This window comes from Rhodonellum psychrophilum GCM71 = DSM 17998 (assembly GCF_000381545.1).
Classification (GTDB): Bacteria; Bacteroidota; Bacteroidia; order Cytophagales; family Cyclobacteriaceae; genus Rhodonellum; species Rhodonellum psychrophilum.
This window is the reverse complement of record NZ_KB906674.1, coordinates 472,352-496,317: the sequence shown is the minus strand read 5'-3', so window position 1 is coordinate 496,317 and position 23,966 is coordinate 472,352. Positions and strand designations below refer to the sequence as shown.

Annotated in this window: 17 protein-coding genes and 4 tRNA genes; 6 read left to right on the top strand and 15 right to left on the bottom strand. The window is 41.3% G+C overall.

The window, feature by feature from the left end; translation table 11 throughout:
* Nucleotides 1-6 precede the first annotated feature (6 nt).
* The 13 genes from rpoB to F824_RS0105420 all read right to left on the bottom strand — a co-directional run bounded on the left by rpoB (nt 7) and on the right by F824_RS0105420 (nt 11,444).
* Nucleotides 7-3,882 carry a DNA-directed RNA polymerase subunit beta gene (gene rpoB / locus F824_RS0105480; RefSeq protein ID WP_019596859.1) on the bottom strand — a complete coding sequence of 1,292 codons (3,876 nt, stop codon included), beginning with the start codon at nt 3,880-3,882 and terminating at the stop codon, nt 7-9.
* A 154-nt stretch (nt 3,883-4,036) separates the two neighbouring features.
* Nucleotides 4,037-4,414 carry a 50S ribosomal protein L7/L12 gene (gene rplL / locus F824_RS0105475; RefSeq protein ID WP_019596858.1) on the bottom strand — a complete coding sequence of 126 codons (378 nt, stop codon included), beginning with the start codon at nt 4,412-4,414 and terminating at the stop codon, nt 4,037-4,039.
* A 48-nt stretch (nt 4,415-4,462) separates the two neighbouring features.
* Nucleotides 4,463-5,002, bottom strand: a complete 540-nt coding sequence (gene rplJ / locus F824_RS0105470) for a 50S ribosomal protein L10 (protein WP_019596857.1) — start codon at nt 5,000-5,002, stop codon at nt 4,463-4,465.
* 2 nt (nt 5,003-5,004) lie between these two features.
* Nucleotides 5,005-5,703, bottom strand: a complete 699-nt coding sequence (rplA, locus tag F824_RS0105465; RefSeq protein ID WP_019596856.1) for a 50S ribosomal protein L1 — start codon at nt 5,701-5,703, stop codon at nt 5,005-5,007.
* A gap of 10 nt (nt 5,704-5,713) precedes the next feature.
* Nucleotides 5,714-6,157, bottom strand: a complete 444-nt coding sequence (gene rplK / locus F824_RS0105460; protein ID WP_019596855.1) for a 50S ribosomal protein L11 — start codon at nt 6,155-6,157, stop codon at nt 5,714-5,716.
* A 3-nt stretch (nt 6,158-6,160) separates the two neighbouring features.
* On the bottom strand, nt 6,161-6,718 hold the full coding sequence (nusG, locus tag F824_RS0105455) for a transcription termination/antitermination protein NusG (RefSeq protein ID WP_019596854.1): 558 nt from the start codon (nt 6,716-6,718) through the stop codon (nt 6,161-6,163).
* 17 nt (nt 6,719-6,735) lie between these two features.
* Complete coding sequence (secE, locus tag F824_RS0105450) at nt 6,736-6,924, bottom strand: preprotein translocase subunit SecE (protein ID WP_019596853.1); 189 nt, start codon at nt 6,922-6,924, stop codon at nt 6,736-6,738.
* Nucleotides 6,925-6,942: 18 nt separating this feature from the next.
* Nucleotides 6,943-7,013 (bottom strand) — tRNA-Trp (locus F824_RS0105445).
* Between the two features lie 113 nt (nt 7,014-7,126).
* Entirely contained in the window at nt 7,127-8,314 is a 1,188-nt protein-coding gene (gene tuf / locus F824_RS0105440) for an elongation factor Tu (RefSeq protein ID WP_019596852.1), read from the bottom strand.
* Between the two features lie 60 nt (nt 8,315-8,374).
* A tRNA-Thr gene (locus tag F824_RS0105435) sits at nt 8,375-8,446 on the bottom strand.
* Nucleotides 8,447-8,479: 33 nt separating this feature from the next.
* Nucleotides 8,480-8,552, bottom strand: a tRNA-Gly gene (locus F824_RS0105430).
* 50 nt (nt 8,553-8,602) lie between these two features.
* A tRNA-Tyr gene (locus F824_RS0105425) sits at nt 8,603-8,685 on the bottom strand.
* A 152-nt stretch (nt 8,686-8,837) separates the two neighbouring features.
* Nucleotides 8,838-11,444, bottom strand: a complete 2,607-nt coding sequence (locus tag F824_RS0105420) for a M1 family metallopeptidase (RefSeq protein ID WP_139189622.1) — start codon at nt 11,442-11,444, stop codon at nt 8,838-8,840.
* A gap of 48 nt (nt 11,445-11,492) precedes the next feature.
* On the opposite strand from F824_RS0105420, the gene F824_RS0105415 reads away from it, so the two are divergent.
* The 3 genes from F824_RS0105415 to frr all read left to right on the top strand — a co-directional run bounded on the left by F824_RS0105415 (nt 11,493) and on the right by frr (nt 13,375).
* Nucleotides 11,493-11,987 carry an acetyl-CoA carboxylase biotin carboxyl carrier protein subunit gene (locus F824_RS0105415; RefSeq protein ID WP_019596850.1) on the top strand — a complete coding sequence of 165 codons (495 nt, stop codon included), beginning with the start codon at nt 11,493-11,495 and terminating at the stop codon, nt 11,985-11,987.
* Nucleotides 11,988-12,091: 104 nt separating this feature from the next.
* The gene (pyrH, locus tag F824_RS0105410) at nt 12,092-12,802 is read left to right on the top strand and encodes a UMP kinase (protein WP_019596849.1); all 711 of its coding nucleotides are present in this window, start codon (nt 12,092-12,094) and stop codon (nt 12,800-12,802) included.
* A gap of 12 nt (nt 12,803-12,814) precedes the next feature.
* Nucleotides 12,815-13,375, top strand: coding sequence for a ribosome recycling factor (gene frr / locus F824_RS0105405; protein WP_019596848.1), 561 nt, complete (start codon nt 12,815-12,817; stop codon nt 13,373-13,375).
* 124 nt (nt 13,376-13,499) lie between these two features.
* On the opposite strand, the gene F824_RS26770 is transcribed toward frr, so the two are convergent.
* Nucleotides 13,500-14,534 (bottom strand): helix-turn-helix transcriptional regulator, encoded by a 1,035-nt coding sequence (locus F824_RS26770; protein WP_019596847.1) that lies wholly within the window; start codon nt 14,532-14,534, stop codon nt 13,500-13,502.
* A gap of 138 nt (nt 14,535-14,672) precedes the next feature.
* Between F824_RS26770 and F824_RS0105395 the strand changes: the two genes are divergently transcribed.
* The 3 genes from F824_RS0105395 to F824_RS0105385 are packed head-to-tail and all read left to right on the top strand — an operon-like array spanning nt 14,673 to nt 20,497.
* On the top strand, nt 14,673-17,705 hold the full coding sequence (locus F824_RS0105395) for a SusC/RagA family TonB-linked outer membrane protein (RefSeq protein WP_019596846.1): 3,033 nt from the start codon (nt 14,673-14,675) through the stop codon (nt 17,703-17,705).
* 48 nt (nt 17,706-17,753) lie between these two features.
* Complete coding sequence (locus F824_RS0105390) at nt 17,754-19,265, top strand: SusD/RagB family nutrient-binding outer membrane lipoprotein (RefSeq protein ID WP_019596845.1); 1,512 nt, start codon at nt 17,754-17,756, stop codon at nt 19,263-19,265.
* A gap of 35 nt (nt 19,266-19,300) precedes the next feature.
* Nucleotides 19,301-20,497 carry a PepSY-associated TM helix domain-containing protein gene (locus F824_RS0105385; protein WP_019596844.1) on the top strand — a complete coding sequence of 399 codons (1,197 nt, stop codon included), beginning with the start codon at nt 19,301-19,303 and terminating at the stop codon, nt 20,495-20,497.
* Between the two features lie 337 nt (nt 20,498-20,834).
* Here F824_RS0105385 and F824_RS0105375 read toward each other — a convergent pair whose 3' ends face one another.
* Entirely contained in the window at nt 20,835-23,495 is a 2,661-nt protein-coding gene (locus F824_RS0105375; protein WP_019596842.1) for a DUF5686 and carboxypeptidase regulatory-like domain-containing protein, read from the bottom strand.
* Between the last annotated feature and the right edge of the window lie 471 nt (nt 23,496-23,966).

Sequence of the window (23,966 nt, the reverse complement as noted above, 5' to 3'; positions counted from 1 at the left end):
TTTGAATTAGTCTAATGTAATTTCGAGTGCCAAGCCTCTTAGTTCATGAACCAATACATTAAAGGATTCCGGAATATTTGGTTTCGGAAGGTTTTCCCCTTTTACAATTGCTTCATATGCCTTGGCTCTACCCACTACATCATCAGACTTCACGGTAAGTATTTCTTGCAACACATGAGAAGCACCAAATGCCTCCAATGCCCATACTTCCATTTCCCCAAAACGCTGACCACCAAACTGGGCTTTACCACCCAATGGCTGTTGTGTAATCAAGGAGTATGGTCCGATAGACCTTGCGTGCATCTTGTCATCTACAAGGTGCCCAAGTTTAAGCATGTAAGTGATCCCTATCGTAACCGGTTGATCAAACTTCTTACCCGAAAGACCATCATAAAGGTATGTTCTACCATATGGAGGCAATTTCGCTTCGGCTAATTCCGCAGCGACTTCTTCCATGGTCGCACCATCAAAAATTGGTGTAGAATACTTTCTTCCCAATTCTTTACCGGCCCATGCCAATACAGTTTCGAAAATCTGTCCGATATTCATCCTTGAAGGAACACCAAGTGGATTCAATACAATGTCCATTGGCGTACCGTCTTCTAAGAATGGCATGTCCTCTTCTCTCACGATTTTCGCAACAATACCTTTATTACCGTGACGCCCAGCCATTTTATCTCCAACTTTCAACTTACGTTTTTTGGCAACATAAACCTTGGCAAGTTGAACGATACCGGCAGGCAATTCATCTCCTACCTCAAGCGTAAACTTATCTCTTTTGAATATACCTGAGATCTCGTTTCTGGTGTTTGTATAGTTTTTGACCAATTTCTGGATCAAACTATTTGTATGGGCATCTTCTGTCCAATCATCCAAAATGATATCAGAAATCAAATTCGCTTCTTCCTGTACATTGTAATTGCTTTCGTCCCTATATGGGTTTTTGGCAGGGAACAAGTTGTGATCGATGTTTTTGAAGCTGAATTTAACTCCTTTACTAATGATTTCGTCACCAAACTTATGCCTCACTCCAAGGGAAGTTTTACCATCCAATAAAGTCACTAATTTGTTGATCATTTGAGCCCTAACACCCAAAAGATCTTTGGCATATTTTGACTTCAATTTTTCAACCTCAGCTTTGGATTTGATTCTCAAATCCTTGTCTTTTTTCGGTCTTGAGAAAAGTTTGGTTTCAATCACGACTCCATTCAATGAAGGCGAGGCTTTCAAAGATGCATCTTTTACATCTCCAGCCTTATCTCCAAATATCGCCCTAAGCAATTTTTCTTCAGGAGTTGGGTCTGTTTCACCCTTTGGCGTAATCTTACCAATAATGATATCTCCTTCCTTCAGTTCTGCACCTATTCTGATAATCCCGTTTTCATCCAGGTTTTTCACAGCTTCTTCAGAGACGTTAGGAATCTCAGAAGTCAATTCTTCTTCCCCTCTCTTTGTATCTCTAACTTCAAGCTGGAATTCTTCAATGTGGATGGACGTAAATACGTCCTCACGTACGACTCTTTCAGAAATAACGATCGCATCTTCAAAGTTGTAACCTTGCCAAGGCATATAAGCAACCCTTAGGTTCTTACCAAGAGCTAGCTCACCTTTGTTGGTGGAATATCCCTCAACCAAAACCTGACCTTTAGAAATCTTTTCTCCCTTCAAAACCAAGGGGGTAAGGTTTATGGTTGTGTCCTGATTGGTTCTCCTGAATTTGATCAGGTCATATGTTTTATATTCGTCACTGAAATTGACTAAAATGTCATCTTCGGTAAGTTTATATTTAACGATGATTTTTTTGGCATCTACATAATCTATCACACCATCCATCTCCGCAATGATCAACGATCTTGAATCGATCGCAGCTCTTGCTTCCAGACCTGTACCCACGATTGGCGCTTCTGCTTTCAATAATGGAACAGCCTGGCGTTGCATGTTAGATCCCATCAAAGCTCTATTCGCATCATCATGTTCCAAGAAAGGAATAAGTGAAGCAGCAACAGAAACAATCTGATTCGGTGCAACATCCATAAAGGTGATTTCTTTTGGATCCAGTACCGGAAAATCTCCTTCAAATCTCGCCTTTACTTTCTCGTTTATGAAGTATCCCTTCACATCCAAAGGTGCATTTGCCTGCGCAATGTTGTTGTCATCTTCTTCCTCAGCGGTAAGGAATACGATATCATTGACATCCATACTCACTTTACCTTCCTTCACCTTACGGTAAGGTGTTTCTAAGAAGCCCATTGAATTCACTTTGGCGTGAACGCAAAGCGAGGAAATCAAACCAATGTTTGGACCCTCTGGGGTTTCAATGGTACAAAGACGGCCGTAATGCGTGTAATGCACATCTCGAACTTCGAATCCTGCTCTCTCTCTGGAAAGTCCACCTGGACCCAAAGCTGACAATCTTCTTTTGTGTGTCAACTCAGCCAATGGATTGGTTTGATCCATGAATTGGGAAAGCTGATTCGTTCCAAAAAATGAATTGATAACAGAAGAAAGCGTTCTTGCATTAATCAAATCAACTGGTTTGAAATCTTCGTTGTCACGAACGTTCATCCTTTCACGGATGGTTCTCGCCATTCTAGAAAGTCCAACACCAAATTGACTGTACAATTGCTCGCCTACAGTTCTTACCCTTCTATTACTCAAGTGATCTATATCATCCACAACTGCTTTAGAATTGATCAGTCCGATCAAATATTTTACAATGCTGATAATATCTTCAGTAGTAAGAACGATCTTTTCAGAATCAATACTTAACCCTAATTTTTTGTTGATTCTATACCTACCAACTTCACCCAAATCATACCGCTTGTCTGAAAAGAAAAGTCCGTGGATTACCTCTCTTGCAGTTGCTTCATCGGGAGCTTCCGTATTTCTAAGTTGCCTATAGATAACTTCAACCGCTTCTTTTTCAGAGTTGGAATTGTCCTTTTGCAACGTATTGTAAATGATGGAAAAATCTGCAACGTTTACATCTTCTCTATGGAGAATGATGGATTTCGCACCAGATTCCAAGATCATTTCGATATCTTCGTCTGAAAGTATGGAATCTCTTTCCAGCAATACTTCGTTTCTATCGATAGAAACTACTTCACCAGTATCCTCATCTACAAAATCCTCTACCCATGTTCTCAAAACACGCGCGGCGAGTTTTCTTCCGGTGACTTTTTTAAGATTGGCTTTAGTTGAGGAAATTTCCTCTGAAAGACCGAATAAATCAAGGATGTCCTTATCAGAACCATAACCAATTGCCCTCAACAAAGTAGTTACAGGGAATTTTTTCTTACGGTCAATGTAAGCATACATCACATTGTTGATGTCGGTAGCAAATTCTATCCAACTTCCCTTGAACGGGATAATTCTGGCTGAATATAGTTTAGTTCCGTTGGTATGTTTACTTTGGGCAAAGAACACACCTGGAGACCTGTGAAGTTGGGAAACGATGACTCGTTCAGCCCCATTGATCACAAATGATCCTTTTTCGGTCATGTAAGGTAGATTTCCAAGAAATACCTCTTGCTCAATAGTTTCAAAATCCTCGTTGTCTTCGTCAGAACAAAGTAAACGTAGTTTGGCTTTCAGGGGTACAGAATAGGTTAATCCCCTATCGATACATTCCCCGACGCTGTACTTTGGAGGATCCACATTATAATCAATAAATTCAAGTGTGAAATTTTCCCTGGAATCGCTTATTGGGAAATTCTCGGAAAACACCTTGAAAAGACCATCCTGTCTTCTTTTTTCTGCGGGAGTATCCAATTGAAAGAAATCCTTGAAAGATTGTAATTGGATATTTAGGAAATCAGGATAGTCTTTGACTACCTTAATGGATGAGAAACTTTTCCTTTCGGTTTGATTCTGGATAGCCAAGTCAGTATAAGTTTATAGTGATAATGAATAACGTAATAGGGATATTTATGCTTGGAATAATGCTATTTTCAGCATGGTCACAAACAGGAAAAGACCTGACTCTTCAGTCAGGTCATTTCTGATAACCTTTACCTATGAGGTAAGGTTATTCAAATTATTTAACTTCTACTTCAGCACCAGCCTCAATAAGAGCAGCTTTCAAAGCTTCAGCTTCGTCTTTGGTTACACCTTCTTTAACAGCTTTTGGAGCTGAGTCAACAAGCTCTTTTGCTTCTTTCAAACCAAGACCGGTTAATTCTTTTACAAGTTTAACTACAGCTAGTTTAGAACCACCAGCAGCTTTAAGAATAACATCAAAAGAAGTTTTTTCTTCTTCAGCAGCACCTTCTCCTGCTCCACCACCAGCTACAACTGTAGCTGCAGCTGCTGCAGGTTCGATACCATATTCATCCTTAAGGATTGCGGCTAATTCACTTACTTCTTTAACAGTTAGGTTAACTAACTGTTCAGCGAACGCTTTAAGATCTGCCATTGTATTATTTTTTAAATTGTTGATTTTTAACTGATTGATTGTATAATATTATTGTTCTCTTTCGGAAAGGGTTTTAACAAGCCCAGCCAATGTATTCTGACCACTCTTAAGAGCAGAGATAACATTTTTGGCAGGAGATTGAAGAAGACCGATAACGTCTCCGATCAATTCATTCTTAGTTTTAAGGTTGGAAAGCAATTCTAATTGCTCTTCACCAATATATAAACTTGAATCTATCGAAGCACCTTTGAATAAAGGTCTTGTTTCTTTCTTACCTTGTTTCTTTCTAAAATCAAGAAGGACTTTAGCAGGAAGGTTACCCAACTCTTTCGAGAACATAACTCCTGAGAATCCTTTCAAGGTTTTTTCTGCAAATTCAGTATAATCTGTCTCAAGATTTTCTAATGCTTTCTTGATCAGTGTATTTTTGTAAACCTTATATTCTACACCTTTGTCAAAGCAGGACCTTCTGAAAGCGTTTACTTGCGCTACAGAAAAACCCGATGCATTCGTGATATAGAAATATGGATTTTCTTTGAATTTCTCAGTAAGACCTTCGATTATTTTACTTTTTTCCTCTCTAGTCATGATTAAATTCCTTGAATACTTCCTTTATCTACTATTATTCCAGGAGACATTGTGCTTGACAAATGTATACTTCTGAAATATGTACCTTTAGAAGAAGATGGTTTTAACTTAGAGATCGTTTGGATAAGTTCTTTAACATTCTCTTGGATTTTCTCCGGGTCGAATGAAACTTTCCCTACACTTGCGTGAATGATCCCGAATTTATCTACTTTAAAGTCGATTTTACCCGCTTTCACCTCTTTTACTGCTTTTGCAACATCCAAAGTTACTGTTCCAGATTTCGGGTTCGGCATCAAGCCTCTTGGACCCAAAACCCTACCTAGTCTACCGACTTTAGCCATTACGTTAGGCATGGTGATAATCACATCGATATCAGTCCATCCACTTTCGATTTTTGCTATATAGTCGTCTAATCCAACATAGTCCGCACCTGCTTCTTTTGCTTCTTCTACTTTATCGGGCGTGCAGAGTACAAGTACTCTAACATCTTTACCTGTGCCATGCGGCAAGGCAACAACACCTCTTACCATTTGGTCAGCTTTCCTAGGATCAACACCCAATCGGACATCGATATCCACGGAGGCATCAAATTTGGTTAGAGATATTTCTTTCACGATAGAAGAAGCTTCCTCCAAGGAGTACTGTTGGCTTGCGTCGTACTTAGAAAGAGCTTCTTTTTGCTTTTTTGTTAACTTAGCCATAGTTTTTTAATTATCCCTCCCAGGGGGCTTTTCCAGATACTGTGATTCCCATGCTTCTTGCTGTTCCAGCTATCATTTTCATAGCTGACTCAACCTTAAAGGCATTTAGATCAGGCATTTTCACTTCAGCAATTTCTTTAACCTGATCCCATGTGACAGAGCCTACTTTTTTCCTATTCGGTTCAGCAGATCCATTTTTTACCTTTGCAGCCTCAATCAGCATATTTGCAGCTGGTGGAGTTTTTACCACAAAGTCAAAAGACTTGTCTGAATAAATAGTAATCAAAACGGGCACAACCTGTCCCATTTTCTCTTGGGTTCTAGCATTGAATTGCTTACAGAACTCCATGATGTTCAAACCCTTGGAACCAAGGGCAGGACCAACTGGAGGCGATGGATTTGCCTGGCCACCTTTCACCTGTAATTTCACATAACCAGTGATTTCCTTAGCCATTTCCTAGTCTTGTTTTTCTACTTGTATAAAGTTTAATTCTACAGGTGTGTTTCGACCGAAGATCTTGACCATAACATTCAATTTCTTCTTGTCTTCGAACACCTCTTCTATTGTTCCCGCGAAACCACTAAAAGGACCATCCATTACTTTAACGGTTTCTCCTATTATAAATGGCGTATCAAGCTTCTCTGTAAACTCGTCAATCTCCTCAACACGACCTAAAATCCTATTGATTTCCGACTGACGTAATGGTTCAGGGGTTTTGGAAGCCCCCCCTTTGTTTGACCCTAAGAAACCGATAACACCCGGGATACTTGTAATCACATGATTGGCCTCACCATGGCTCAAATCCGCATTGACCAATACATAGCCAGGGAAAAAATTTCTTTCCCTCACTCTTTTCTTGCCATTACGCATTTCGTAAACTTTTTCGGAAGGTATCAGCACCTCAGGAATATAATCCTCAAGCTTTTGACGAAGAATTTCATTGTCTAAATAAGTTTTAGCTTTCTTTTCTTGTCCTGCTACCACCCTAAGTACGTACCACTTATGTTCAGTCATCAGTAATTGTAATTCAATTAAAATAAATCATAAAACCACGTCATCAAATTTTCAAACCCCAAATCGATAAGCCCTATAACCAGGGCAAAGACCAATGAAGCGACGATGACCAAAACAGCACTGTTTTGTAAAAATGAATAAGGAGGCCATGTGACCTTATTTTTCATTTCATCAATTGACTCAACGACAAAGTTTTTGATATTCATGGTTATTCTGTTTTGAAGCACGGGCAGAGAGATTCGAACTCCCATCAACGGTTTTGGAGACCGCTATTCTACCATTGAACTATGCCCGTAAAATTTTCACATCCAAAAGGAATGCAAAATTAGACATAAAAGGATAAAGAAACAAATGCGATCCCAAAATAAATTGAGATCGCATTTTTATTTTATAGAGAAATGTGAAGAATTAATCCAAGATCTCAGTCACCTGACCAGCACCTACAGTTCTACCTCCTTCACGGATTGCAAATCTAAGGCCTTTTTCAAGTGCAATTGGACTCAACAACTTCACTTCAATAGTAACGTTATCACCAGGCATAACCATTTCTACATTTTCAGGTAGCATGATTTCTCCTGTTACATCCGTAGTTCTCAAATAGAACTGTGGACGGTATTTGTTGAAAAATGGAGTATGTCTTCCACCTTCTTCTTTGGAAAGAACGTAAACTTCAGCTTTGAAATGCGCATGTGGCTTTACAGAACCTGGCTTACAGATAATCATTCCTCTTTTGATCTGGGATTTTTCAATACCTCTCAACAATAGACCAACGTTATCTCCAGCTTCTCCTCTGTTAAGGATCTTACGGAACATTTCAACACCTGTTACAGTGGATTTCAAACCTTCAGCACCCATACCAATGATGTCTACAGGCTCTCCAGAGTTGATTACACCTCTTTCGATTCTTCCGGTAGCTACAGTACCACGACCAGTGATAGAGAACACATCTTCAACAGGCATCAAGAAATCTTTATCGATCAACCTTTCTGGGATTGGAATAAAGTTATCTACAGCGTTCATCAATTCCATTACAGTATCTTCCCATTTGGCTTCTCCGTTAAGAGCACCAAGTGCAGAACCTGCAATTACTGGGATATTATCCCCATCAAAATCATAGAATGAAAGAAGCTCTCTGATCTCCATCTCAACAAGTTCGAGAAGTTCAGGATCATCTACCATATCCACTTTGTTCATAAATACCACAAGAGAAGGTACACCTACCTGACGGGCAAGAAGGATATGCTCTCTAGTTTGTGGCATTGGACCGTCAGTCGCGGCCACTACCAAGATAGCGCCATCCATTTGAGCAGCACCAGTTACCATGTTCTTCACATAATCCGCGTGACCAGGACAATCTACGTGAGCGTAGTGTCTGTTTTCAGTCGAATATTCAACGTGAGATGTGTTGATAGTGATACCTCTTTCTTTTTCTTCCGGAGCGTTGTCGATAGAAGAGAAATCTCTTAATTCAGAAAGACCCTTTTTGGCCAATACTGTTGTAATGGCAGCAGTCAAAGTTGTCTTACCATGATCTACGTGACCAATCGTGCCGATATTTACGTGCGGTTTGGAACGGTCAAAGGTTGCTTTTGCCATGCGTGAAAATCCTCTGTTTTAGTTAAAGATATGAATTAGTTAAATTATTCAATGTTTCTGAGCCAACGAGGGGATTTGAACCCCTGACCCCTTCCTTACCAAGGAAGTACTCTACCACTGAGCTACGCCGGCTGGTAACATTACTCAATGCTAGAAAAAGCATTGAGCGGGAGACGAGGCTCGAACCCGCGACCTGCAGCTTGGAAGGCTGCCGCTCTACCAACTGAGCTACTCCCGCTTTTAATACTCTGTGCAAAACTAGTCAAAATTTCCCACATTATGCAATAGTGGGGGAAACAGGATTCGAACCTGTGAAGACATAAGTCAACGGATTTACAGTCCGTCCCAGTTGGCCGCTTTGGTATTCCCCCAACTGATTGTCGTTAATCCCTGTTTAAAAAAGCAACTAAGCCTTTTTAACTGTCTTAACGGATGGCAAAATTATACCCTTTTCTCAAACATTCAAAGAATTGGTATAAAATTTATCAGTATTTTTCATTGAGACCAATTAATCAGATAGAAATCAAGGATTTAATTTTTCATCCAGATAGGGTGTAAGGTAAAATTCCATGTATCTCTTGGCCAATTCATCCTTTTCGTTCTGAAACAATTCCATTGTTTTCGCCAAAACTCCAGGCTCATCAATAAATCCGAACAACGACTGAAAAGCGGCAACCCTCACATAGTTTTCTTTCTCCTTCGATCCAATTGCATAAAGTTTTTCAATCGCATCAGCCGTTCCTTCTGAAGGCATGCTGGAAAAGTAATCCCCAAAATAGCCCAAGAAGTAATAAAGGGACTGCCCCGATAGATTCAAAAGCTTTTCATGGAACCAATCCCCTTTTAGGTCGACGCTGTCTTCTATGTAGTATTCTGCAAGTGCCACGAGCATCCTCACGTTTTTTTCCTGCTCAAATCTTTCTGAAATCTCTCTTCGATTGAGATTGTTTTCATTCTCCAAATAGGCCGACAAGGCCGCTCCTGCCACATAATACGATGGTGCCTGCATCCACCTGAGAAAAGACGGAGAATACTTATCGGGATCCAAAGCAGCCAATACCTCAATTGCGGCAGATTTTACCGTGTTTTTCGGGTCATTTTCCGCCATTTCCAATAATCTCGCCTCCAATCCGATTATTTCCATTTGCCATTCTGGATGCTTGGCAATTTGCATCAATGCCATTTCCCGGATGGACCAAAAAGGATCTTGAAGCGCCGCTCCAAATGTTTTCGCCAAATCCTCAGCTTCTGCATAATTGCTCCCCAAACTATCCAGCGCTTCATATCTGGCAATTCCCAATTCAGAAATACCAAACTGGGTGATGAAATGCGCTTTACCCCTTGCACTTTTCTTCTCCGAGAGCAATTCCTTTGCTTCATCAAAAAACAATGTTTTGACAGGTGTTTGATTTTCAATCGCGAACTGTTGTTTCTTTTTGTCCAGCACAAATTCTTTCTCCTGCCTTTCTCCCTCTTGATACCAGCTTACTTTAAATGGTATTTTGTAGAGTGGCGTTTTTTTGAGGTCCTGCGTTTGGGTGATAGTCAGGAGCAAATTTTCTGGTTGGGAATAATCAACCACATATTCCAAGATGGGATGGCCTGCATTTAGAAACCATTGGTTAAAAAACCAATTCAAATCCTGACCGGTCACTTTTTCAAATGCCAATCTTAGATCATGCACCTCCACGGTGGAAAATGCATGTTGAACCAGATAATGATTCAGCGATTTGAAAAATGCTTCGTCCCCCAAGTGTCTTCTCAGCATATGTAGGATCCTGCCGCCTTTTGCATAAGAGTGGCTGTCAAACATTTCTTCGGAATCTTCGTGGTAAAACCTAATCAAATCCACTTGTTTTTCTGTAGACTCATCCAGGTATACCTCCATCTCGGAGACATGGTGCAAGTCTGCATCATCCCTCCCTTCCTTGTATTCATACCACAGGTACTCTGAATAATTGGCAAAGGCCTCATTTAAGGCCAAATTTGCCCAAGACTCTGTAGTTACATAATTCCCAAACCATTGATGGAAGAGTTCATGAGCGATTATTCCGTCCCATTCGCTATCAATCGCTTCTCTTGCGTCCAAATTCAAGGCTTCCATGAAGACTGATAGCGTGGTGTTCTCCATAGCACCTGAGACAAAATCCCTGACCACCACCTGATCATATTTTTGCCACGGGTATTTCACACCAAGTATTTCAGAAAAAAAAGCGATCATTTCTGGCGTATTTTGAAATACTTTTTTTGCTCCTTCTTCAAATTCCTTTTCAACGTAATAATTCACTTGGGTATCCTCCCATTTGTCGACAATTTCAGCAAATTCGCCAATAACGACGGCTGCCAGATAAGGTGAATGTGGCAAATCCATGACCCAATGATCCGTTCGGGTTCCGTCCCCGTTTTGAATTTTTGATTTCAAAACCCCATTGCTGATCGTTCGGTATTTTTGGTCCACCGTCAATCGGATTTCTTGGGTAGCCTTTTCATTGGGTGTGTCCAGGGTTGGGAACCATTTTGAGTTGTGTTCGGTCTCCCCTTGCGTCCAAATCTGTACGGGTTTGTTTTCATTCCCCGATGCATTGATAAAATACAAACCTTTGGTATCCGTGATGGCTGCGCTTCCTCCACCAGGACTTTCATTCGGTTTGGCCGTGTATTTGATTTTGACAGTCAAAGTATCCGTAGCTTCATAAACCTTGGGCAAAAAAGCAACTATTTTTTGGGTCTCATAACGATAATTCAAAGGTGTTTCCCCTTTATCTTCAAGTAAAGAAAATTCATGGATATCAAAATCCTGGGCATCCAAAACCAATTCGTATTGAGAGAAAAAATGGGGTTTCAAGGTAAGGACTGCCTCCCCTTTTACCCATTCGTTTTTATAATCGAAAGAAAGGTCCAAAGCGGTATGCAAAAGATCAAAATCTCTGGTCCTGGAACCTTTGTAATCTGAAATGCGTGATTCCAAATTCCGTGCGAAAATTTCATAGTCTTCAGCAGCCTTGAATTCCCTTTGGATTGTTTCCAAAGAATCAACTGCGTCGTTATCCACCATTTTTTTACTTCCCTGGCAAGAGAGTACCATGGAAAGTAAAAGTAAAATCCCCAACTTTGGATATTCAATTCTCATAAAAGGCATTTTAAAGATTAATTGTATATTTAGCGCAAAATAAAGGAAATGTATTCAGTTACCATCGACAAAGCAGCATTAACGGTAGAAAAATCCCCAGAAGGGTATATCGTCAATTCAGAGATCCTAAAATGGGATTTTGCGCAAATCAGCGAAAACCATTTTCATGTCCTTCATGAGGGCAAATCATTCAATTTGGAGCTGATCAGCCTGAATGCGGAAACCAAAACCGTCCGAATCAAACTCAACAACAAGGTCACTGAAGTCATATTAAAGGACAAATTTGATCAGTTATTGGAGAAACTTGGAATGAATGGCTCCCAAAACCTGCAAATCAAAGACCTCAAAGCCCCAATGCCTGGTTTGATTTTTGATATTAAGGTCAAAGTCGGAGACGAAGTCAAAAAAAATGATCCTATTTTGATCCTTGAAGCGATGAAAATGGAAAACATCCTGAAATCTCCAAGAGATGGCACCATTAAGGTTTTGAAAATCAAAAAAGGGGACAGTGTGGAAAAAAATCAGGTGTTAATTCAATTTTAACCTTTTAGCTTTAGAATTCTAAGCTGAACAAATTATATTTGTCGGATTTTAAAGTTGGATCAAACTCATTCAAACTGCATCGTTTTTCAAATTTTACATAAATCATGAAGTACAAAAGGATATTGCTAAAGTTAAGTGGCGAAGCTTTGATGGGGGACCAGAATTATGGTATTGACCCAAAAAAGCTCAATCAATATGCCCAGGAAATCAAGAAGGTGAAAGACCTGGGAACTGAAATCGCCATCGTAATCGGAGGAGGCAATATCTACCGAGGGGTACAAGCCGAGACAGGCGGAATTGACCGCGTCCAAGGAGATTATATGGGTATGTTGGCGACATTGATCAATGCAATGGCGCTTCAAAGTGCCTTGGAACAAAATAAGATGTACACCAGACTCATGTCCGGTTTTAAAGTCGAAAATGTTTGCGAGCCTTTTATTCGAAGAAGGGCCATCAGGCACTTGGAAAAGGGTAGAATCGTTATTTTTGGCGCAGGTATTGGCAATCCGTATTTCACCACAGATTCCACGGCAAGCTTGAGGGCAATCGAAATCGAAGCAGAAGTGGTCTTGAAGGGGACGCGTGTGGATGGTGTATACACTGCAGATCCTGAGAAGGACAAAAATGCGACAAGATATACCACACTATCTTTTCAGGAAGCCTACGAAAAAAATCTCAGCATCATGGACATGACTGCTTTTACCCTTTGCCAAGAAAACAACCTTCCAATTATCGTTTTTGACATGAATAAATCCGGAAATTTGGAGAAATTGGTAATGGGAGAGGAAATAGGGACATTAATCACTTCAAAATAAGCCAGAATCAACATGGAAGAAATTCAATTGCAACTGGAGGAAACGAAAGAACTCATGCAAAAGGCCGTGGATCATACCGCTGCCGAACTACTTAAAATCCGAGCAGGCAAGGCAATGCCAAATCTCTTGGACGGAATTATGGTTTCCTATTATGGAACACCGACCCCCTTACAGCAAGTGGCATCTGTCACTACACCTGATGCGCGTACACTTTCCATTAAGCCTTGGGAAAGAACCCTGATCAGTGAGATTGAAAGATCAATCGTGAATTCCGATTTGGGTCTTGCTCCTCAAAACAATGGAGAACTCATCATCTTGACAATCCCTCCCCTGACTGAAGAAAGAAGAAAAAACCTCGCAAAACAAGCAAAGCAAGAATGTGAATCCGGCAAAATCAGCTTACGCACCGTCAGGAAAGACACCAACGATTCTTTGAAAAAACTTCAAAAAGAGGGTGCCTCAGAGGATGAAGTGAAAAAAGCGGAGGATTCCGTTCAAAAATTAACCGAACAATATTCTTCCAAACTCGACGAATTGTTGGTGAAAAAGGAAGTTGAGATCATGAAGGTCTGATGAAATCAAAATAGAAGAATTGTAATCGCCCGGCTTGAATTGGCCGGGCTTTTTTGTGCGCAGAAGTATATGTTTTTTGGAAATTTCATTGGCTGCACTAAAAATTCTCCATGAGCTTCATTTGCTAATGACCGGGTGATTTTCCGCCGGCTTTTGCTTCCTTCGGCAAAAGCCCAAAATGCTTTTTGTAGGCAGCACTAAAATGTGTAGCATGGTTGTATCCTAATTTATCGGCAATATCAGAAATTTTGAGTGTTGGATCCTGCAGTAAATAATTTGCCATTTCCATTTTATAATCCAATAAAAAGCCGAAAACGGTTCTTCCATAAACGAGCTTGAAATTCCTTTTCAGATGGTATTCATTGGTCCCAACCTGATGCGAAAGTTCTTTTAACGTAATACCGTCTTTCAGACTGTTGAGTAGTATTTCTTTTGCAGCTTCCATTTTTTCAACCTGATCTGAATCCAATGTGTCATGGGAATGGCCCTGATCGTGATGGGCCAACTGATTCCAATGATAGATTAGGAATTCCCGAACTTTGGCCTCCACAAAGAAGAATTTCAAAGACCCTGAAAGTTTCTCCTCGAGCAACTGTCGAAGTAAAAATTTGATTTTATTATCCAGATGCAAATGTTTATTGGACAGCACTGCCGATTCGTTTTTATGGACCGATTCCAAAAACAATGTCCAAAGGGGAGAGTCAAAAGGTTGGAAGGTTTCCAAATAGCCTTTTTTTAAATAGAGGACAAGCCCCTCAAAACCTTCGGCAGAAAAGGATTGAACCGATAATTCTTTTTGTGCAAAATGGATGACATTATAAAGCCCTTCCCGAATATCCAGTGCCGTTTTTTCTACCTCTCCACAGCGGTAACAAAAACCTCCCATTAAGCAGAAAATAACTTGGATGTAATCCATCGGTAAATTGATGGTAACGCTGCTTGGGACACCTTTCTCCAACTTTACATGACGAAAATAAATGTCCTCAGAAAAATATTCGTAGCCCGCACCTAGACTAAAATCAAGAATTTTTTCCGAAAAGGAATTTTTATGGGCATGTGCATCGAAAGCAACTATCTCTCGATTAACGGGCTGGTTTTGAAGCTCTTCCTCAATCAAAGACTTAAATACCTCGGAAGACAATATTCCTTTATCCGTCATTTTTTATTCCTTTTATAGTCATTCCCAAAATAGAATGGCTTCTATATTTGCACAAAGTTAATCTTTTTTAGATTAAGTCTAAATAATATTAAGCTTTCGAGTTTCTGATCCAATTGTCTTGATAAAACAAACTAACAAATGAAAATAAAACACCTATTGGCCCTGTTACTGCTGGGCTTGTCAGTCAAACTTTACGCACAAAAAACCCACATTAATGGGTTGATCAAAGAAAACACTACCGGACTGCCCTTGCCTGGAGCGACTGTTCAAGTAAAAGGCACTCCCATCACATCGGTTTCTGACAAGAATGGGCTTTTTAGAATGTATGCTGAGCCAGGCCAGACCTTGGAAATCAAGTTCCTAGGATTTGTTACCCAAGATATTATTGCGCCAGGGGATGAAGCTTTGTTTGAAATTTACATGAAAGAAGACACCAGAATCCTTTCCGAGATAGTCGTAACAGGGGCGCTGGGCATCCAAAGGGCCGCAAAAGAAATAGGTGGCGGAACCCAAGTGGTTTCGAATGAATACTTGAATCAAGGCAAAACCATCAATCCCTTAACTGGATTGGCCAGTAAAGTAGCGGGGCTTAGGATCAACATGTACGACAGCAAGGTGGATCCCCAAATCCAAATTGTGATCAGAGGTACCCGCTCATTGAATCGGTCCGAAAATGCGCCCATTTATGTAGTAGATGGTGTTCCGGTACCTGATATTAGCCGTCTCAATCCCAATGATATTGAAAGCATAACGGTACTCAAAGGCGCCAATGCCGCTGCACTTTATGGTTCCGAGGGAGTGAATGGCGCACTGATGATCACCACGAAGACTGGATCCAGAGGAACCGAACGTATCCAGTTTAGCAACACCACGACTTTTTCAAAAGCTTTTCTTTTGCCGAAGGCACAAAAAGAATTTGGTCAGGGTCAGAATGGCATCTATGATCCTATTCAAAGTGAATCTTGGGGACCTCGGTTCGATGGAAGTTTGAGGGATTTTGGAAGACTACTTCCAGATGGAACCCAACCACAGCTTTTGTACGCTGCTCCAAGCGAGGACAATCGATTGGGAATCTTCCAAACTGGTGTCAATATCCAAAATGACCTTTCCTTTTCAGGAGGAGATGAAAGCTCGACTTATTTCGTCTCCATACAGGATGTCTCCATCAAAGGGATTCTCCCCGGAGACGAAAGTCAGAGAACAGGCGCCCGATTCAATGGATCGAAAAAATTCGGGAAGTTGAAAACCTCCTACAATATCAACTATATCCGATTCAAAAAAGATATGGCACCTGATGGCCCATGGTTGGCCGCCTATACTTCCCCCGCAAATATTGATTATTCAAGTTTAAAAGATTGGCTAGACCCAAACAGCATCGCCAATCCCAACCTGTACTTTACAGACCAGGTCAAAAACCCCTTTTTCCTATTGGACAACAACAGGCAATCCAACAAACAACAAACCCTTAATGGCAAAATAGAGCTGGAATACGAAATTACGCCATGGTTTAGCGCCCTGTATCGACTGGGGATGTACAGCAGCTTTGATGAAAGCCAAAACAGAAGCGGGAAATTTGAGGCGGCAGGCCGACGCAATGTGGTCGGAAGCGTTACGGATATCAATGATAATTTCCAGAGACTCAACGGGGATTTTATCCTGAACTTCAACAAACAAATTGGCCGTTTTTCAACCTCCTTGATTTTGGGGCAAAATTTCAGATCAGACAATCGAAAAACAGTAACCGTCGGTGCTTCAAACTTGTTGCTTCCTGACCTTTTCAATCCCGCAAGTCGAATTGGTGAATTGTCCTCAGGTTCTGGATCTTCCCTCACTGAATACAGATCCCTTGCGGTTTATGGAGAATTCACCACTGGGTACAATGATTACCTTTTCCTGACCTTGACGGGCCGAAAAGACTGGGTTTCTGTTTTGGCCCCTTCCAATAGATCCTATTTTTATCCAGGAGTCAGCACTTCCTTTGTTTTCAACGATGCCATTCCCGCCCTTAAAGACAGCCGCGTGCTGACTTTCGGTAAGATTTTCGCCTCCTGGAACAAAACAGGAAATGTCACCCTCCAACCCTACAGTTTAAACAATGCCTATAGTCAATCAAACGGATTTCCTTTCGGAAATACGGTGGGCTTCTCCCCCGGCAGCGCTTATCCCAATCCTTCCATTCAACCCGAATTCGTGACTTCATTTGAGATTGGGACCCAATTGAGTCTATTTGACAACAGGCTGCATTTTGAAGGGAGTTATGTCTATTCAGATTCTGAAGGACAGATTTTCAATGCCACCACTTCCCGCGCGACGGGGTACAGCACGGCGATTGTGAACGCTGGAAGATTGACCAATAACATCATTGAATTGAGCATCAATGCAGATGTCCTCCACACAAAGGACCAGAAATTAAACCTGGGCTTGAATTATTCCCATATCAAAAACCAAGTCAAGGAACTTTATGAAGGCACATCCTATAATATCTTCAGACAATCCTACGCAAATGTTGGGCAAGCTTATCCGAGCCTAATGGTCAGCGATTACAAAAGAGATCCCGAGGGAAGAATTGTGATCAACCCATCAACCGGCTATCCTGTTCTTGCTGATGCAGAAACCCATTTGGGAAGTATGGTTCCCCCGTTCCAATTGGGTTTTAGCTCCTTCTACCAATACAAATCCGTCAGCATAGGTGCCCAATTTGACAGTCGCTGGGGTGGATGGCTTTATTCAGAAATCATCCCAAGACAATACACTGCCGGTACACATCCAAATACGGTAGCTTATGACCGCCAACCCTTCATTTATCCAAATTCCTCCATAGAATTGGAAGATGGACGTTTCGTGGAAAACAGAGATGTTTTTTCACCTGGTGACAAAGCCTTTTGGGATTTTGAAGGAAAAGTCCAATCCAATACCGCAGTCCAATCCGATTTCTTCAAACTCAGGGAGCTCAACCTTACTTTCAATCTTCCCCCTTCCCTGCTCTCTGGCCAAAAAATCATCAAAACAGCAAGCCTTTCCTTGATCGGGACCAACCTATTTATCATCAGGCATAAGGACAATGATCATGGAGACCCCGAATACCTTTACAATTCCACCGATGGATATGTAAGTTTCAGACAGGTTCCGCCTTATCGAACTTATGGATTCAATATCAATGTCGGCTTTTAAGTGGCCTCCATGCAACTGGTTTCTTCCTCAAATTTCACTACTACTCTTATGAAAAGCTTCAATAAATTATTCTTTTCCCCAATAATCCTGATCGCCTTACTCAGCTTTGGATGCAATGGATTTCTGGATGTAAATGACAACCCCAATGCACCTGTTTCGGAAAATCTAAAATTAAGTGCAACTTTCCCCGCAGCTTTGGTGGCATCGGTAAACCAAGAAACAGGACAACTCAATCAACTCGGCGCACTTTGGGGCGGATACTGGGGCACTACGAGTGAGGGAATCAACCTGTTCTTCAATCAAAAGACCTACAATGGTCCAGGCCTGCGTGATGTCCGGGATGGATTTCCTGTCTGGGAAACAACTTATACCACCTTGCTTTATTACCGATTGATCAGAAATCAAGCAGCCCAAGAAGGCGCTTTGTTTTACGAAGGTGCTGCCAAAATCATGCAAGGCTTTCATTTTTTACGCTTGGTGGATTTTTATGACAACATCCCTTTTGATGAGGCCTTGCAGGGGACAACACATGCCACACCTGCATATGAATCCGGTGAAATGGTGTATAAAAAAGCAGTTGATCTGATCTCGGAAGGAATCGAAGACATGAAAAATGCCCCCGCAGGAACTCTTGCCGGGCAAGATGATGTACTCTTTGCCGGAAATGTAACGTTGTGGGCCAAATTTGGAAACACTGTCAAACTAAGGGCGCTGGTACGGCAAAGTGAAGTCAGTCCTTTGGCCTATATCCAGGAAGAAATCAAAAAGATCAATATTGAAGGAAGCGGCTTTTTGATGCTGGGCCAAAGTGCCATGGTACAACCTGGCTACTTGAATTCTGCCGGAAAACTCAATCCTTTTTGGGAGAATTATTATCGAAATGTCCAAAATGCGGTCACAGGAAATTACCAGGATATTCGTCCAACCCAATTCCTCCTGGAGCAATACCAACTGCGCAATGACCCCAGATTGAATCAATTGTACGTACCTGTAAAAGGCGAATTCCGAGGAGTCCTTTTTGGTGATCCCGAAGTGAACCATTCCCTATATGGAAGAAATGTAACCTCACCAATGAAAGGGCCGGCTGAAAATAACGGCCAGGCTGGAGCACTCCTAAAAAGCTCAACCCAAGCTTCTGTTTTACTCAGTTCCTTTGAAAGCCTTTTTCTTCAAGCAGAGGCTGCCCAAAGGGGATGGATTTCTGACGCCCCAAAATCACTTTATGAAGCAGCCATTCAGGAGTCTTTTTCCTATATGAATGTCGAAAAATTCTTGTTCACCGCTTACAATTCACAAGAAAGTGTCGCCTATGATGGTTCGTTGGCCAAGATAATTACCCAAAAATGGCTTTCCCTGAACAGCATCAGCAGCATCGAGGCATGGAATGATTATCGAAGACTGGGACTTCCCAACTTTCCCAATTCTTTACAATCCCCAAATCCAACAGCCCATCCACTCCGCCTGATGTATCCAGAAACCGAACGGATGACTAATCTGGATGAGGTCCTCAAACAAGGCAATGATAACATCACCGAATCCCGCATTTGGTGGGCAAAATAAACTCAAGACATAAATCAAAACATTAAGCTGTGATAATGAAAAATAGAAAAACGGGAATCTGGCCAAAAATTCGAAGAGTGATCAATGAAATCCATTTATGGCTGGGTATAGCCAGTGGCCTGATTATTTTTGTGGTCTGTTTAAGCGGGACCATTTACACTTTTAGTGATGAAATCCAGCGATTTTTGGAACCGAGCCGATATAAGGTCAATGGGCCCATCGGTGATTCGAAACTGCCAATTGCACAATTGATCCTGCAACTGGAAAAAGATAATGATGGAAAAGTCACCACCATCAACATCCCAGCAAAACCCGATGAAACCTACCAATTCACCCTTCTGAAAAAGGACGAAAAGGGAAGAGGGACCGGATTTTCCCTTGACCCTTACTCGGGACAAGTCACGGCTTCAGGCGAAGCTGTGGGATCGGTTTTTTTCATGAAGATGTTTCGGCTCCATCGCTGGTTGCTGTTGGATACATCCATCGGAAGGCCCATTGTGGGATGGGCAACCGTGATTTTCACGCTTCTGATCCTGACTGGCATGTGCATCTGGATCCCCCAGAAAGTCCGATATTGGAAACAGGGATTAAAAATCAAATTCGATTCCAATTGGAAAAGAATCAACCATGATCTTCACAATACTTTGGGTTTTTATGCCGCATTCCTGATGTTGGTCATGTCACTCACAGGGCTATACTGGTCTTTTGATTGGTACAAAAGTGGCTTATACTCCATATTTCAAGTGGAGCAACCAAAAGGCAGAGGAGGAAGGCCGCCAATGGCTGAGGCAAAAAAAGGAGAAAAGGTTGAAAAAGAGACAAGCCCCATCGATATTGCCCTGCTTCCATGGGAACAGTACTTGGAAAAAGCCAATGAAAGACTTTCCTACCCGGGCAATTTCAGGATTTCAATCCCAGAGGCATCGGATAAATCAATAAATCTTTCCAAAACCAGAACAGGTTTTTTTGCGTCTGCTGCCGGAGACAAAATCATTTTGGACAAAGCTTCTGCCGAAATCCTGGAAGTGGACATCTTTCGGGACAAACCGCTTAACGAAAGAGTAATGGGATCCATCAAAGCATTACATGTTGGAAACGTTTTTGGCACTTTTTCCAAAATTCTCTACTTCATTTCCTGTCTAATCGCCACATCCTTGCCTGTTTCCGGAACAATTATCTGGATCAATAAATTGAGGAAAAAATCCAAACGCAAAGGAGCGGTTTTGGCTTAATTATCAGGACGATATAAATGCTAGACCCGAAATAAGCATAAGGCTTCGACTGGGGGAAATTCCCGGGGAAAATCAAATGTCCAATTTTCTAGAGAATTCCAAATAAAAACTTGCAGTGGGCCAAGGAAAAAGTTGACAAAAAAACTTGGGCTTGGAAATGTGAGCTTACCAATTCAAAAAAGCTTGAAATAAAGATTAAACAGCCATGGGCTGTAAAATCTTTCCAATTGTTAAACCTTACTGGGACCAATATAGAGGGATTTGGTCCAATCTCCAAATTTCCAAAACGCACGCATTTCTTATGTGCGTTTTGGAAATTTACGGAATCCGAAAATACTTAGTTATCAAACCCTATGTTGATAAAACTCGCGACTCCAAACCTAACCCCTCCCCTGGAATAATTCCCGTTTTCAAACCCGGCACCGATCTCCACCCTGAAAATCCTGAAAAGGTTATCCAAGGAATATCCCAGCTCCACATAATGGGGAGAATTTTGGGTTTTGAGGTAATTGAGGAAGAGGTTTTCCCGGACTCCCGAAAAGCGCAACATGGGCAATTGGGTCAATAAGAACTTCCTAAACTGGTAATGGACAATGCTACTGATGTATTGGGATTGGGTGCTGTATTGGTAATAATCCAGAAACCGGTAATTGGATGCCACGCCCATATTCGCGAAAATGGTTCTGTTTCCGCCAAAATGCTTGTAATCCGCAAAATACACCTGATCATTGTTGATAAAAGTTCCAGCATTGATATTGAAATCCAATTTGCCGCTCACTCCAAAATTGAAAACGTACTCAATCCCGGCTTCTACCAGATCGAATTTCGCAGCCGAAGCGCCGGCATCAAAAATGCCATTGATCCCCTTTTTGTAAGAAAGATTGATTAGGGGAGCAGAGCTGAAGATTGGACTTTTCCTTCCATTTCGAATGCTATATTTCAACCCAGGCCTCCATTCCACCGAGGTTTGCCAAACCATTGCTTTATGATCCTGAAATGCAGTCGGACCAGCCTCCACGTTTTCCGGCACGTTAGCGGTGTAGTCTCTTTCTGGTTTTTTATAAAAGCTGAAATTCGAGTTGTTTTCCAGTTCTCTCCTATTGGCCAAGGTAAAATTCGACCTGTAGGTGAAGGCATCACTTATCCTTTGGGCATAATAAAGTTTGAGGAAATCCTGCTCATAAAGTTTCATGTAATTTTGCCTGAACCAAACAGAATAGATCGCATTGACCTGCTCGCTGATGGGATTGTCTCCATTGAATTGATAAATGTAGGATCCTCCCGTAAGCCCAATCGTCTGACTCGATTGGCCTTTGGTGATCGATCTCCTGACGTCCAATGTACCATAGGTTTGTTTGCTTGCAAAACCATAGCGGACTTCTGGCCTGAAATTCCAAGAGCGCACATGGTTAGTGACACTGTCCGCCATCTTGGTGCTTTTTTCTATTCGATAATAGCCAGAAAGCCCAATTTTATACCCCTCCACGGTATTGAAGGACATTTTCGCGATATTGGGATGGAATCCTGCGGATTTCCCTTTCCCGAAATAATAGGTCCCTCCGGTCAATATTTCCAAGAATTTTAAATTGCGTTTGGCTTTTTGCACGGTGCTGTCTTGATCACTCACTTTGGCTGCTTCCACTACCGCTAGACTATCATCGCGCTGATAGCCCTTAATTTCCGCTTCGGTCAGTTTGATCGGACGGATACTGTCCCAATAGCTCAGGTCTCTTTTTTTCGCCAGGGAATCAATTTTATAGCTTCTCTCTGAGACCACCTCTATTTCTTCCCTTTCCTTTAAGGCCTCTTTTTCATATTCGTTGACCAGTTTCCTAAAATCCTTTCTGGTCATTTTATCGGCTTGGCCCATTTGTTCAAGCGCTGAAATGCTTTTGTTAAAAGCATTTGCATCCTTGGGCACCTCATCCACTTTTTCATCGATGATTTTGGTTTCAACCAATAAATCAGGATTTAGGGTGATTTTATAATCCCTAGTGGAAGCCAAGTATTTATACTCCCCCGCAAACCCAAAAAACTTACCTCCGAAGGTATAGGTGTGCGTTGTCGGCATCCAAACATTTTCCGCCACCGGTGCATAAAGTTGCTTTACCCCAATATCAAAACCCAATAAAGAAGTGGTGAAATCAAGGCTATGGATCGCCCATATGTCCTCGATAATGTAAATATGACCGTCAAAAACCCGCTCTCCTTTTGATCGTGGACTGACTCTGATCTTGCTCACCATCACGCCATCCTCAAAGAAAGATCCTTCATATTTGAATTTATAATAGGCAAATGCCGATGGGGATAAAGGAGAGATGGCATCGTTGATTTTATCATTGTAAAAGCTTGTCGCCAAAAAAGGTGCGGGAGAGGTTTGGTTGTTGTCCCCATTGGTCCGAATACTGATTACCTCCTCCTCAACCTTGTTGGGTTGGGAAAACTTTATTTTGGATACCGATTCGGTGGTGTAGGCTTCATTAAGTTTGACCCCTTCCTTTTTCAATTCCTTTTTCACAAAGAAGGGAGCATTCGTCAACTGTCCCGTTCCTTTCAGGTAAACCATCATGCTGTACTCCTGTACTTGTAACCTATGGAATTTGGCTTTCGAAATTGCCTTTCTCATGATGGTCAAGGCTGGATCTTCCTGCCCGCTTTTCACAATCACCTCCTGAAGCGCATAAACCTGTTGTGCCAACACAAAATCCAGCTCGACCCAATTTGTCCCTACCTCCACTGTCTTGAGTACCGATGTATATCCCATATGCTGAACCAAAACATCATAAAATCCTGCCTTGAGACCAAATTCATATTCCCCATTTTGGTTTGTGGGAACACCATCGGCAAGATTCCGAATGTAAACTGAGGCAAAAGCCATGGATTCGCCTGAGTCAGAAGTGACTTTCCCTCTGATTCCCTGGGCATTCCCCTCAAAAAAAAGAAATTGAAGGAATCCAAAAATCAAGACGACAAATAAGGTTTTCTGATATTTCTGCATAAAGTTGATGAGAAGGACTTCGTAAAAATAGTGTCGTTTATTTGAAACGCCCAAGTCTAAAATGAGGTTTGACAATATTTAACGAATATGTTCTCTGGGAACAAAACTCATTTTTAGTCAAACACATTGGGAGTACAAAAACAGTGACCCATTTTACATTGCTCTATTCCTCACCTAAAAAATGTGATTTGATCGTGAAATTTTGCCTTGTAAAATTTTCATCGCCAATAATTCTGATCGTTTTTTGCGAAAAGACAGAATTTCACAAAAACACCAAAAATGAGTTAGGTGATTGAAATTTAACATTTTGGGCTTAAATCATCAGTTTTAAAAAAAAGCCAGAATATTTTGACATTTTTAATAAAATCGGAAAAATTTAACATTTCGCAAATTTCAAACGTTTTCGGTTGCTGTTTATATAACATACCCTCACGTTTGTTAAGCATTAACGAAAAATACCTTTAATCCATT